We start from the raw sequence: 13,583 nt of genomic DNA on the forward strand, positions 1-13,583 counted from the left end.
TCAGGCGCGGACGAGCTGCGGGCCGGCTTCGAGCGTGCGCTCGTATTCGCGCTGCGCCTCGATGTTCAGCTCGGTCACCTTCCGCCCACGGGCGGCGACCCATGCGCCGAACCAGATCGTGATCTCACGGCCCAGCACGAAGGCGACGATCGCGAGAGGAGCGAGCAGCTGGCTCTCGATGAGTTCCTGTCCTGCGGTGGCCGTCAGCATCCAGAACGGCGCCTGGAAGAGCTGGCCGAGGATGTGGCCGCCGTAGCTCGCTGCCCCGACGAGCAGGCCGAAGATCACCCAGATGCCCCAGCGACCGCGGTTGATGATCGCTCCGAGCAGCCAGAAGGAGATGTAGAAGACGACGACGGGAACCCAGAAGGCCCAGGTCCCGAAAGTGGACACCACGGTCTCGCCGACGTTCTGCGCCGTCACGGTGCCGTCGAGGGTGCCGAGCGCCAGCCACGCACCGAGGTAGAGGATCGCGAAGACGACGGCGGCGAGGAGACCGATCGCACCTGCCGCGGCGCGGTTCCCGCGCGGACGCGGCATCTCCGGCGCCTGCACGAAGATCGGCTGCGGGGCCGGGGAGGCGACCGCCGCCGGCGCCGCGACGGCGGCAGACGTGATGTAGGCGGATTCGTCGAAAGAGAGGTCGCCCGAGTCGGACGCGGGCGTCACCACCGTGTCCGCGTCGTCGCGCGCACGGTCGGTGGCGGGGACGGCCACGATCGGCTCCGCCGACTCGACGGGTTCGACCGGAGTGGCGAAGGCGGGCTGGGCGACGTCGCGCGACGAGTCGCGCGCGGAGTGGTCGTGGGGGGACGTGGAGTCGCCGTCCACGAGGGCATCGGCGACAGGCTCCGATGCGGATGCGTCGGAGAACCGCACCGTGTCGTCGCCGGGAGTCTCGTCGACCGCGCTGCGCGCGGCCTCTGCGTCTGCCAGGCCCGCGTGCGCACTCCCCACGACGTCGTCGACATGCGTGGTGTCGTCGACCGGTGTCGTGTCTTCGACCGGTTCGCCGTACGTCGACTTGTGGTCACTCATCGGAAGCACTCCTCACGCGAGGGACGTCCCCGCATACGGAGGCTAGCGCGCACCCTCTGCGGGGCCCCGCAGGCATGCCGTCGCGTGTCGCATCCGCGGGGAAGATGGTCGCCGCCGCTATCGTGGGCGCATGACACGACGGCGCCGTCACACCGTACTCCTCGCAGCATCCGTCGTCGCGCTGAGCGCCGTGCTGGCCGCCTGCGCTCCCACGGACGGCGAGGCGACACCCGCGACGTCCGCACCGTCCCGCACAGACGGCGCCACATCCGGAGCCTCGCCGGGCGTCTCCGGGTCGCCCACCGGCAGCCCCTCCCCCGCGCCGACCTCCACGAGCGCTCCGGTCGCCATTCCCGTGGACTGCGAAGCGATGCTCTCCGATGCGGTCCGCGCGCAGCTCGCCGGCACCCCGCTGAACGACCCCGCGCTCGGCGTGCCCACCGGCGTGCAGGCCGACGGCAGCCTCGAGTGCGCCTGGCGCGATCCCCGCGCCGACACGACCGGCCTGTTCACCACCATCTCGCGGATGAACCGCGGACCGGCGTTGGACATGCTGAACGACCTCGCCGACACCGAGGGCTTCAACTGCTACACGCCCGACATGGGCACGCGGTGCGAGAAGACCTGGCAGAACACGCAGTATCCCGTCACCGACGGTCGGACGCTCTATTGGCGCGACGGTGTCCTCATCGACACGATGTACTCCAACCTCGCACCGTCCGGGTACACCGACAGCATCATCGCATCGATCTGGGGCTGAGCTTCACCCCCAGATGAAATCGCGGACACGGGCCGTGTACCCCACCGGATGCCAGGCCGACTCGACGCTCGAGATCCACAGGTCGTCCCGCACGAGGTGCTCCTCGACGACATCGCCCGACGCGCGGATGCAGAGGAGTCCGGCATGGGTGTCGCAGGTGAATCCGGAGGCCGTGAGTGCGGCCTGTGCGACGTCGGCGGAGCCGCCCGCCACGGCCGCGACCGTCGTGGAGATCGACCTGCCGCCGGGCGCGTTCCAGACGCACGTGACCCGGACGTCGGGCGCCAGCGCCGCGGTCAGGGGTGCGTCCCCCGCGGGCGGCCCGGTCGTCTGCTCGAGCAGCACGTCCGGCGTCCACGTGAGCTCCGACCACAGGCTGTCGGGGTAGAGCGACCGGCACCCCGACGTCGTCGCCGACGCGAACGCCTGCGGCGACCCGGGGGTGGCGCTGGGCTCGGTGTACGTGGACGCGGTGCGCAGGGAATCACCGACCCACGTCGCAGCGACGGGGATCATGGGTGCCGAGAGCACCACCAGCGCACCCACGACAGCGGTGCACAGCACGCCGACCGGTATCGCGATCCACAGATTGCGCCCGCCTATGCGTGCCACGTTCCACCTCCCCCGCCCGCCTCCACGCTAATCGTCAGGCTGCCACGCCCCCGGCTCGGCACGCGGGGACGACGAAGGGCCCCGGCGTGAACCGGGGCCCTTCGAGGAGGAGCGGATGCCTCATCCGTGCGCAGTGCGCAGGGACGAGGCATCCGATCGATCAGTTGTACGTGCCGGGCGTGAAGTCGTCCGTCGAGAAGCTGTCGAAATCGACGTAGCTCAGGTCGGCGTCGCTGTACGCGCCGTCCGAAGCGAAGATGCGGTTGGGGTACCGCTCGCTCTTCGCCTCGTCCGTCGCCTCGACGATGACGTCGCGGTACTTCGCGAGTCCCGTTCCGGCGGGGATGAGCTTTCCGATGATGACGTTCTCCTTGAGGCCGACGAGCGGGTCGCTCTTGCCCTCCATCGCCGCCTGGGTGAGCACGCGGGTCGTCTCCTGGAAGGAGGCGGCCGACAGCCACGATTCGGTCGCGAGCGACGCCTTCGTGATACCCATCAGCTCGGGACGACCCGACGCGGGACGCTTGCCCTCGGCCACGGCCTCGCGGTTGATCTGCTGGTACTTCTTGAAGTCCACCAGCTCACCCGGAAGCAGGTCGGTGCCGGCGTGGTCGACGACCGTGACCTTGCGCAGCATCTGACGCACGATGACCTCGATGTGCTTGTCGTGGATCGGCACACCCTGCGACCGGTAGACGCCCTGAACGCCGTTCACGAGGTAACGCTGCACCTCGCGGGCGCCCATGACACGCATGACCTCCTTCGGGTCGAGCGTGCCGACCTGCAGGGGCTGACCGACCGTGACGTGCTGGCCGTCTTCGACCAGCAGCGTCGCGCGCTTGAGCACGGGGTAGACGTGCGGCTCCTCACCGTTGTCGGGCGTGAGGATGACCTTCTTGGCGCGGTCGGTCTCGTCGATCGTGATACGACCGTCGGAGTCGGCGATCGGGGACGCACCCTTGGGGGTGCGCGCCTCGAACAGCTCCTGCACGCGGGGAAGACCCTGCGTGATGTCGTCGGCCGACGCGGAACCACCGGTGTGGAAGGTACGCATCGTCAGCTGGGTGCCGGGCTCGCCGATCGACTGGGCGGCGATGATGCCTACCGCTTCGCCGATGTCGACGATCTTGCCGGTCGCGAGCGAACGGCCGTAGCACTGCGCGCAGACACCGACAGCCGACTCGCACGTGAGCACCGAGCGCACCTTGATGGTCTCGACACCCGCCTCGACCAGCTTGTTGATGAGGATGTCGCCCACGTCGTCGCCGGCCACCGCCAGGACCGTGCCGTCGGGACCGGTGACCTCGGACGCGAGCGTCCGGGCGAACACCGAGTTCTCGACGTTGGGGTCCTTGACCAGGGCGCCGTCGGCACCCGCGGTCGCGATCGGCAGCTCGAGGCCCTTGTTCGTGCCGCAGTCCTCTTCACGGATGATGACATCCTGCGAGACGTCGACCAGACGACGCGTGAGGTACCCCGAGTCTGCGGTACGCAGAGCCGTGTCGGCCAGACCCTTGCGGGCACCGTGCGTCGCGATGAAGTACTCCGCCACCGACAGACCCTCGCGGTACGAGGAGATGATCGGACGGGGGATGATCTCACCCTTGGGGTTGTTCACCAGGCCTCGCATACCCGCGATGTTGCGGATCTGCAGCCAGTTACCACGAGCACCGGAGGACACCATGCGGTTGATGGTGTTGTCTTCCGGGAAGTTGGCCCGCATCGCGACCTGCACCTCGTCGGTGGCCTCGGTCCAGATCTTGATGAGCTCCTGACGACGCTCGGCGTCGGTGGTGAGTCCCTTCTCGAACTGCGACTGGACTTTGGCTGCGCGCTTCTCGTGACGACCGACGATCTCGCCCTTGTTGGGGGGCGTGAGGATGTCGGACAGCGCCACGGTGACACCCGAACGGGTGGCCCAGTAGAAGCCGGCGTCCTTGATCCGGTCGAGGGAGGCCGCGACCTCCACCTTCGGGTACTCCTCCGCCAGCTTGTTCACGATCTGCGAGAGCTTGCCCTTGTCGGCCGGCTCGCGGACGAACGGGTAGCCCTTGGGCAGGGTGTCGTTGAAGATCGCCTGACCCAGCGACGTCTCGACGAGGCCGTTGCGCTCGTACGCCGCGATGGACTCGGGGGTGTCACCCTCGGCCTCGAGGAACGTCAGACCGGGGATGCGGATGCGCGCCTTGGCCTGCAGGTCGAGAGTTCCCTCGTCCTTGGCCAGGATCGCCTCGCCCACCGAACCGAACGCGCGGCCTTCGCCGATCGCCCCCTCCTTGAGGGTGGTCAGGTGGTGCAGGCCGATGATCATGTCCTGCGACGGCAGGGTGACCGGACGACCGTCCGACGGCTTCAGGATGTTGTTCGACGCGAGCATCAGGATGCGCGCCTCGGCCTGGGCCTCGACCGACAGCGGCAGGTGGACAGCCATCTGGTCGCCGTCGAAGTCCGCGTTGAACGCGGTGCAGACGAGCGGGTGCAGCTGGATGGCCTTGCCCTCGACGAGCTGGGGCTCGAAAGCCTGGATGCCGAGACGGTGCAGGGTCGGTGCGCGGTTCAGCAGCACGGGGCGCTCGCGGATGATCTCCTCGAGCACGTCCCACACCTCGGGGCGCGCGCGCTCGACGGAGCGCTTGGCCGCCTTGATGTTCTGCGAGTGACCGAGGTCGATCAGGCGCTTGATGACGAACGGCTTGAAGAGCTCGAGTGCCATCTGCTTGGGCAGACCGCACTGGTGCAGCTTGAGCTGGGGTCCGACGATGATGACCGAACGACCCGAGTAGTCCACGCGCTTGCCGAGCAGGTTCTGGCGGAACCGGCCCTGCTTGCCCTTCAGCATGTCGCTGAGGGACTTCAGCGCCCGGTTGCCGGTACCCGTGACGGGACGACCGCGGCGGCCGTTGTCGAACAGTGCGTCGACGGCCTCCTGCAGCATCCGCTTCTCGTTGTTGACGATGATCTCGGGGGCGCCGAGATCGATCAGACGACGGAGACGGTTGTTGCGGTTGATCACGCGACGGTACAGGTCGTTCAGGTCGGAGGTCGCGAAGCGGCCACCGTCGAGCTGGACCATCGGGCGCAGCTCCGGCGGGATCACCGGGACGACGTCGAGCACCATCGAAGCGGGGCTCATGCCGGTCTGCAGGAACGAGTTGACGACCTTGAGGCGCTTGATCGCTCGGATCTTGCGCTGGCCCTTGCCCTCGGAGATCTGCAGGTGCAGGTCTTCGGACTCCTGTGCGAGGTCGAACGCGAGCAGACGACGCTTGATCGACTCCGCGCCCATGTGGGCCTCGAAGTACTGACCGAAGCGGTCCTGCAGCTCGTGGAAGATCTCGTCTTCGCCCTTGAGGTCGCCGACGGAGAGGGTGCGGAAGTCTTCCCACACCTTCTCGAGGCGGGTGACCTGGTCATCCGCGGTCTTGCGGATCGAGGCCATCTCTTTCTCGGCGGCGTCCTTGACCTTCTTCTTCTGGTCGGCCTTGGCGCCCTCCTCCTCGAGCGCCGCGAGCTCCTCTTCCAGCTTCTGGAGTCGGGTCGCGATGCGCGAATCACGGCGGTCGGCGAGGGTCTTCAGCTCGAGCCGGATGTTGCTCTCCTGCGTGGGGAGGTCGCGGTGACGCGCCTCCTCATCGACGGAGATCACCATGTAGGCGGCGAAGTAGATGACCTTCTCGAGGTCCTTCGGCGCCATGTCCAGCAGGTAGCCGAGGCGCGAGGGCACGCCCTTGAAGTACCAGATGTGGGTGACGGGTGCGGCGAGCTCGATGTGGCCCATACGCTCACGGCGGACGGAGGACTTGGTGACCTCCACGCCGCAGCGCTCGCAGACGATGCCCTTGAAGCGGACGCGCTTGTACTTGCCGCACGCGCACTCCCAGTCACGGCTGGGTCCGAAGATCTGCTCTCCGAAGAGGCCGTCCTTCTCGGGCTTCAGCGTGCGGTAGTTGATGGTTTCGGGCTTCTTGACCTCACCGAACGACCAACGACGGATGTCGTCGGCAGTGGCGAGGCCAATGCGAAGCTGGTCGAAAGTGGTTGATTCGAGCACTGGTTCTCCTGTGTCGGAATTCTTGCGGGGAGGCCGGGATCAGATCTCGTCGATGGACGAGGACTCGAAGCGGCTGGAGATGTTGATGCCGAGTTCTTCGGCTGCACGGAACGCGTCGTCGTCGGTGTCGCGGAGATTCACCGGCGTGCCGTCGGCCGAGAGGACCTCGACGTTCAGGCAGAGCGACTGCATCTCCTTCATGAGCACCTTGAACGACTCGGGGATGCCGGGCTCCTGGATGTTCTCGCCCTTGACGATCGCCTCGTAGACCTTGACTCGGCCGAGGATGTCGTCGGACTTGATCGTGAGGAGCTCCTGGAGGGCGTATGCCGCACCGTAGGCCTCGAGGGCCCACACCTCCATCTCGCCGAAGCGCTGACCACCGAACTGTGCCTTACCACCCAGCGGCTGCTGCGTGATCATCGAGTACGGACCCGTCGAGCGCGCGTGGATCTTGTCGTCGACGAGGTGGTGCAGCTTCAGGATGTACATGTAGCCGACCGAGACGGGTGCCGGGAACGGCTCGCCGGAGCGACCGTCGAACAGCAGCGTCTTACCCGAGGAGTCGACCAGACGCTCACCATCACGCGTGAGGGTCGTGGAGTCCAGCAGACCCGCGATCTCGTCCTCGCGCGTTCCGTCGAACACCGGGGTCGCGACCTTCGTGCCGGCGGGTGCCGAGAAGGCAGCCTCCGGAAGGTGAGCCGCCCACTCGGGGTTGCCCTCGACCTTCCAGCCCTGCTTGGCGATCCATCCGAGGTGAAGCTCCAGCACCTGGCCGAAGTTCATGCGGCCGGGGATGCCGAGCGGGTTCAGGATGATGTCGACCGGCGTGCCGTCGGCCAGGAAGGGCATGTCCTCGATCGGAAGGATCTTGGCGATGACGCCCTTGTTGCCGTGACGACCCGCGAGCTTGTCGCCCTCGGTGATCTTGCGCTTCTGGGCGATGTAGACCACGACGCGGCGGTTGACGCCCGAGCCCAGCTCGTCGTCGCCGTCCTCGGCGTTGAACTCCTTGACCGCGATGATCGTGCCCTGCTCACCGTGGGGCACCTTCAGCGACGTGTCGCGGACTTCGCGGCTCTTCTCGTTGAAGATCGCGCGCAGCAGGCGCTCCTCGGCCGACAGTTCGGTCTCGCCCTTCGGCGTGACCTTGCCGACGAGGATGTCGCCCGGGCGGACCTCGGCGCCGATGCGGATGATGCCGCGCTCGTCGAGGTCCTTCAGCAGGTCGGGGCTCACGTTCGGAAGATCACGGGTGATCTCCTCCTTGCCGAGCTTCGTGTCGCGGGCGTCGACCTCGTACTCCTCGATGTGGATCGAGGAGAGGGTGTCGTCCTTCACAAGGTTCTGGCTGAGGATGATCGCGTCCTCGAAGTTGTGGCCTTCCCAGGTCATGAATGCGACGAGGAGGTTTTTGCCGAGCGCGAGCTCGCCGTTCTCCGTCGCAGGACCGTCTGCGATGACCTCGCCGGCCTCGACGCGCTCGCCGGCCGAGACCACGACGCGCTGGTTGTAGCTCGTGCCCTGGTTGGACCGGTCGAACTTGCGCAGGAAGTAGTCCTGCGTGCCGCCCTCGTCGAGCTGGATGGTCACGACATCGGCCGAGACCTCGAGCACCACACCGGCCTTGTCGGCCGTGACGACGTCACCGGCGTCGACGGCCGCATAGCCCTCCATACCCGTTCCGACGATCGGCGACTCGCTGCGCAGCAGCGGGACCGCCTGACGCTGCATGTTCGCACCCATGAGGGCGCGGTTCGCATCGTCGTGCTCGAGGAAGGGGATGAGCGAGGTCGCGACCGACACCATCTGGCGCGGCGAGACGTCCATGTAGCCGATCTCGCCCGCCGGGAAGAGGTCGACCTCGCCGCCGTCGCCGCGACGGGCCAGCACGCGCTCCTGCACGAAGTGGCCGTCGGCCTTCAGCTCGGCGCCGGCCTGGGCGACGATGTAGTCGTTTTCCTCGGAGGCGGTGAGGTAATCGATCTGCTCGGTGACCTTGCCGCTGACGACCTTGCGGTACGGCGTCTCGATGAAGCCGAACGCGTTGATCCGCGCGAACGAGGCGAGCGATCCGATCAGGCCGATGTTCGGGCCTTCGGGGGTCTCGATCGGGCACATGCGGCCGTAGTGCGAGGGGTGGACGTCACGGACCTCGACGCCTGCGCGCTCACGCGACAGACCACCGGGGCCGAGCGCCGAGAGGCGGCGCTTGTGTGTCAGACCCGCGAGCGGGTTGTTCTGGTCCATGAACTGGGACAGCTGCGACGTTCCGAAGAACTCCTTGATCGCGGCGACGACGGGGCGCACGTTGATCAGGGTCTGCGGCGTGATCGCCTCGATGTCCTGCGTGGTCATGCGCTCGCGGACGACGCGCTCCATGCGGGACAGACCGGTGCGGACCTGGTTCTGGATCAGCTCGCCGACCGCGCGGATGCGACGGTTGCCGAAGTTGTCGATGTCGTCGACCGTCATGCGGATGTCGGTCTTCTGACCGCCGCGGAGGCCCTCGAACGTCGCATCACCGCGGTGCAGGCGCACCAGGTACTTGATGGTCGCGACGATGTCCTCGACCGTCAGCACCGACTCGCTCAGCGGCGACTCGAGACCCAGCTTCTGGTTGATCTTGTAACGACCGACCTTCGCGAGGTCGTAGCGCTTGGAGTTGAAGTAGAAGTTGTCCAGCAGCGCGCGGGCTGCCTCGGCGGCGACCTGCTCGCCCGGACGGAGCTTGCGGTAGATGTCGCGGAGCGCGTCTTCCTTCGTGAGGATCGTGTCCTTCGACAGCGTCTCCTCGATCGAGTCGAAGCCGGCGAACTCGGCCATGATGTCTTCGCTGGAGAGGCCCAGGGCCTTCAGGAACACCGTGACGGACTGCTTGCGCTTGCGGTCGATGCGAACGCCGACCTGATCGCGCTTGTCGATCTCGAACTCGAGCCACGCACCGCGGCTCGGGATGACGCGCGCCGAGACGATGTCCTTGTCGGACGTCTTGTCGGGGGTCTTGTCGAAGTAGACACCGGGCGAACGCACGAGCTGCGACACGACGACACGCTCGGTGCCGTTGATGATGAACGTGCCCTTGGCGGTCTGGAGCGGGAAGTCGCCCATGAAGACCGTCTGGGTCTTGATCTCACCGGTCTGGTGGTTCATGAACTCGGCCTCGACGTACAGCGGCGCGGCGTAGGTCTTGCCGCGCTCCTTGCACTCCTCGATCGAGTACTTCTCCGGCTCGAGATACGGGTTCGTGAAGCTCAGCTGCATCGTCTCGCTGAGGTCCTCGATCGGAGAGATCTCCTCGAAGATCTCCTCGAGACCGCTGATCTCGGGAACATCGGTGCGTCCGATGGCTTTCGCCTCCGCAACGCGCGTCTTCCAGAGCTCATTGCCGACGAGCCAGTCGAAAGACTCTGTCTGCAGCGCGAGGAGGTCGGGGACCTCCAGCGTGTCGGAGATCTTGGCGAACGAGAGGCGAGAAGCGCCTCGGCCGTTCTTGTTGGTGGTGGGGTTGGTTGCGTTGGGCGCAGCAGCCAAGGGATAACCTCCATGGGCCCGAGTAGGGCCCTGTTTCCTTGTCGTCAGGTGGAGTGCTCAGATCATTCCCGTGCCCTCACAACACACGCCGTGACTTCCCAACGGGGGTGCGAGGGCGCAGCCGACCACCATATGAAGACAGGGGGAATGGGAGCGCAAAGAACAACTATACGGCGGATGACCCGCCGTGTCCAGTCGGGTCCTTGACGAGTGTGAATGACTGCGGTATAACCGCGCGGAACCGCGGAAATACGCGGCGTCCACCGGTCACCGGTCGACCCTGGCGTGGACGAAGCGCAGTCGTGTGCCCGGCCTGACCTGCCCGAGGGCGTCGAGCGAAGCATCCGCCACCACCGCGATGACGGGGTAGCCGCCGGTCACCGGACCATCCGCGAGGAGGATCGTCGGTCGGCCGCCCGGGGGCACCTGGAGTGCACCGGGCACCATCCCCTCGCTCGGAAGCTCGTCCGTCCGCGCCCGCTCCAGCGCGGGTCCGTCGAGGCGGACGCCGACGCGATCGGCTTTGTCCGAGGCGGTCCATACCGTGTCGTAGAGAACGTGCAGGGCGGATGCCGAGAACCAGTCGGAGCGCGGTCCGGGGGCGAGCCCGATGCGCACGTCGTCGTCGACGGGCGCTCCCCACGGGGCGAGGACGGAGGGTGGGATGGGGAGGACGACCTCCTCGGCGAGCGCGATGTGGTCGCCGGGCCGCAGCGCTCCGGGACCGATGCCCGCCAGCAGGTCGGTCGCACGCGAGCCCAGCACGCGTGGAGCGTCGAGACCGCCTCGGATCGCGAGGTACGCACGGCTGCCGTGCGCGAACCAGTCCACGTCGAGAAGCCCGCCCTGGGGCCAGGGGTGCGCCTCGTAGGGATCGAGGGGTCGGCCGTCCAGGCGGAGCGCGCCCCACGCGCCGGTGACCGCGAACCACAGGTCGCGGACGGCCGTCGCGCGGAACCCGCCCATCGTGACTTCGATCGCAGCCGCCCCCTCGTGGTTGCCGAGAAGGCGATTCGCGGTGCGGAGCGCGCCACGGTCGAGTGCCCCCGAGCGCGCGACGCCGAGCGATGCCGAGCCCGGCCGGCCGAGGTCCTGGATCGTCGCGAGAAGACCGGGCGCGTCGACACGGAGGGCAGGCGTGCCGCCGTCGACCCGGTTCACGGCTCGTCGACCCGGCGGAAGCGCACCGACATTCCCGGAGCGAGCAGCGTCGGGGACGAGGCATCCGGATCGAACAGGCGCGCGGTGGTCGACCCGATCAGGCGCCAGCCTCCCGGAGTCGCTCGCGGATACGCCCCGGTGAATTCACCGGCGAGACCCACCGCTCCCGGCGGAACGTGCGTGCGGGGTGTCGGAAGGCGGGGCACGTCGAAGGTCCAGTCCGCGCTGACGAGGTACCCGAATCCCGGTGCGAAGCCGGTGAAGGCGACGGTCCACCGGGCGGTCCGGTGCGCATCGATGAGCGCGGGAGGCGTGATGCCCAGCAGCAGGGCGGTGTCGGCGAGGTCGGCACCGTCGTAGCGGACGTCGATCGTGACGACGCGGGCGGGCTCCTCCGCCGTCATCACCCGCGACTCCGGAGCGGAGCCGATCCATGCGCGCACCGCCGTGGCGGAGATCCGCGCGGGGTCGAACGAGACGAGGACCGTGCGAGCGGCCGGCACCAGGTCTAAGACGCCCCCGGGACGGGAGGACATCAGGCGTGCGTGCAGCGCGAGCACCTCGCTCAGGGATGGGAGCTCCGCCAGCACGGCGCGCTCCCCCATAGGCAGCAGCACCGGGGTGGTCACGCCGGTACGGCCGTCCTTCACCACGGGGCCCTCACCTCGATCCCCGCCGCGTCGAGCGCGTGACGGACCGCGCGTGCCATCGCCACGGCGTCGGGGGTGTCTCCGTGCAGGCAGAGGGACGCGGCATCCGTCTCGATCCATGATCCGTCGACGGCCATCACCTCGCCGTCGGACGCCAGCCGCAGCGCGCGCTCCGCAACGATCTCGGGGTCGTGGAGCAGCGCTCCGGACGCGTTGCGCGGGATAAGCCCGCCGTCGGGGGCGTACCCGCGATCGAGGAAGGCTTCGCGGACGAACGGCACCCCTGCAGCGGCGGCAGCGGTGGCGACCCGACCGACGAGCCCGAGGATCGGCAGCGTCCGGCCGAGCCGGTCCGCGACATCGGCGACCGCCGCGACGACGGCATCGGCCTGCCCCGGATCGACGGTGACGGCATGGTAGAGCGCACCGTGCGGTTTGACGTAGCGGAGGTCGGCGCCCGCAGCGATCAGACCGTCGAGCTGACGCGTCACGGCTCTGCGCAGCACGAGCGGGTCGACCCGGTGGGCGATGCGCCCGAAGTTCGCCCTGTCCTCATAGGCCGGATGCGCACCGACGGCCACTCCGGCGCGCGCGGCGGCGGCCACCGCCGAGCGCATGGATGCGGCATCCCCCGCGTGGCCTCCGCACGCGATGCTCGCGCTCGAGATGACGGCGAACATCGCCTCGTCGTCGGCCGTCGGCACACCGTCGACGGTCTCGCCGAGGTCGGCGTTCAGGTCGATCGGGCGCATGGGTCCAGGCTAGCGACGTCGATTCCGGGACCTCTCGGTGGCGCGTGACGTCTACCGTGGAGCCATGGCCAGAGCCCGCGTCATCGAGAGCGAACACCCCCAGACGCGTCTGAGCGACGGGACGATCGCGCGCATCGTGCCGTCGGGATTCACCACGGGGTTCGAACTCGACGTCGACGGGACTCCGCAATCGCACGTCGACCTCGACGACCCCACGCATCTGCACTTCGAATACGTCGCCCGGATGGGCGCGGTCATCGACCAGCTGCGGCTTCCCGGCCAACCCCTGACCGCCGTGCACCTCGGCGCCGGCGCCCTGACGATCCCCCGCTACATCGAGGCGACCAGGCCGGGTTCGCGGCAGCAGGTCATCGAACTGGAACAGGCGCTCGTCGACCTCGTCAAGGCGCAGCTGCCCCTCCCCCGCGGGGCGGCCATCCGCACGCGTATCGGAGATGCCCGCGCCGGCGTCGGCCGCCTTCCCGACGCCCTCACCGGCGCCGTCGACCTGCTCGTGTCGGACGTGTACTCCGGCTCGCAGACCCCCGCCCATCTGACGTCGATCGAGTTCTACCGGGCGGCGGCCGACCTGCTCGTTCCCGAGGGAGTGCTGCTCGTGAACGTCGCGGACGGCGCCGGACTCGCGTTCGCTCGTCGTCAGGTCGCGACCGTCCAGGCGGTGCTTCCGCACGTCGTCGTGCTGGCCGAGGTCCAGGTGCTGAAGGGCCGTCGGTTCGGGAACCTCGTGGTCGCGGCATCCGCTGCTGCCCTCCCGACGCAGTGGCTGCCGCGGCTCATGGCGGCGGGGCCGCATCCGGCGAAAGTCGCGCAGGGCGCCGAGGTGCGCGAGTTCACGCGCGGCGCGCTGCCGGTGACGGACGCCGACGCGACGCCGTCACCGAAGCCCGCGGCATCCCTGTTCGAACGCTGATCGGGACGACACGCCGAAGAACGTGCAGAGCGGATGCCGCGCCCGGCGTGCCCTCGAGGATCGTCCGGTCTTCCGGGGCAGACTGGACCGG

9 protein-coding genes are annotated in these 13,583 nt (G+C 68.3%); 2 read left to right on the plus strand and 7 right to left on the minus strand.

Going from position 1 to position 13,583, the window contains the following annotated elements:
• On the minus strand, nucleotides 1-1,038 hold the full coding sequence (locus ACFM35_RS10075) for an ABC transporter (RefSeq protein WP_378841572.1): 1,038 nt from the start codon (nucleotides 1,036-1,038) through the stop codon (nucleotides 1-3).
• Nucleotides 1,039-1,168: 130 nt separating this feature from the next.
• Here ACFM35_RS10075 and ACFM35_RS10080 point away from each other — a divergent pair, with 130 nt between their 5' ends.
• A complete protein-coding gene (locus tag ACFM35_RS10080) occupies nucleotides 1,169-1,798 on the plus strand; it encodes a hypothetical protein (protein WP_378841574.1) in 630 nt (209 codons plus the stop codon).
• Nucleotides 1,799-1,801: 3 nt separating this feature from the next.
• Here ACFM35_RS10080 and ACFM35_RS10085 read toward each other — a convergent pair whose 3' ends face one another.
• The 6 genes from ACFM35_RS10085 to pxpA all read right to left on the minus strand — a co-directional run bounded on the left by ACFM35_RS10085 (nucleotide 1,802) and on the right by pxpA (nucleotide 12,561).
• Nucleotides 1,802-2,410, minus strand: a complete 609-nt coding sequence (locus tag ACFM35_RS10085) for a hypothetical protein (RefSeq protein ID WP_378841576.1) — start codon at nucleotides 2,408-2,410, stop codon at nucleotides 1,802-1,804.
• A 160-nt stretch (nucleotides 2,411-2,570) separates the two neighbouring features.
• Nucleotides 2,571-6,461 carry a DNA-directed RNA polymerase subunit beta' gene (gene rpoC / locus ACFM35_RS10090; RefSeq protein ID WP_378841578.1) on the minus strand — a complete coding sequence of 1,297 codons (3,891 nt, stop codon included), beginning with the start codon at nucleotides 6,459-6,461 and terminating at the stop codon, nucleotides 2,571-2,573.
• 39 nt (nucleotides 6,462-6,500) lie between these two features.
• A complete protein-coding gene (rpoB, locus tag ACFM35_RS10095) occupies nucleotides 6,501-9,998 on the minus strand; it encodes a DNA-directed RNA polymerase subunit beta (RefSeq protein WP_378841579.1) in 3,498 nt (1,165 codons plus the stop codon).
• Between the two features lie 267 nt (nucleotides 9,999-10,265).
• Nucleotides 10,266-11,159, minus strand: a complete 894-nt coding sequence (locus ACFM35_RS10100) for a 5-oxoprolinase subunit C family protein (RefSeq protein WP_378841581.1) — start codon at nucleotides 11,157-11,159, stop codon at nucleotides 10,266-10,268.
• Complete coding sequence (locus ACFM35_RS10105) at nucleotides 11,156-11,809, minus strand: 5-oxoprolinase subunit B family protein (protein ID WP_378841583.1); 654 nt, start codon at nucleotides 11,807-11,809, stop codon at nucleotides 11,156-11,158. Before ACFM35_RS10105 ends, ACFM35_RS10100 begins: the two co-directional genes overlap by 4 nt.
• Entirely contained in the window at nucleotides 11,806-12,561 is a 756-nt protein-coding gene (gene pxpA / locus ACFM35_RS10110; RefSeq protein ID WP_378841585.1) for a 5-oxoprolinase subunit PxpA, read from the minus strand. Before pxpA ends, ACFM35_RS10105 begins: the two co-directional genes overlap by 4 nt.
• A gap of 64 nt (nucleotides 12,562-12,625) precedes the next feature.
• On the opposite strand from pxpA, the gene ACFM35_RS10115 reads away from it, so the two are divergent.
• The gene (locus tag ACFM35_RS10115) at nucleotides 12,626-13,492 is read left to right on the plus strand and encodes a spermidine synthase (protein ID WP_378841587.1); all 867 of its coding nucleotides are present in this window, start codon (nucleotides 12,626-12,628) and stop codon (nucleotides 13,490-13,492) included.
• The last annotated feature ends 91 nt before the right edge of the window (nucleotides 13,493-13,583 follow it).

The sequence above is a fragment of the Microbacterium songi genome, from assembly GCF_042747925.1.
Taxonomy (GTDB): domain Bacteria; phylum Actinomycetota; class Actinomycetes; order Actinomycetales; family Microbacteriaceae; genus Microbacterium.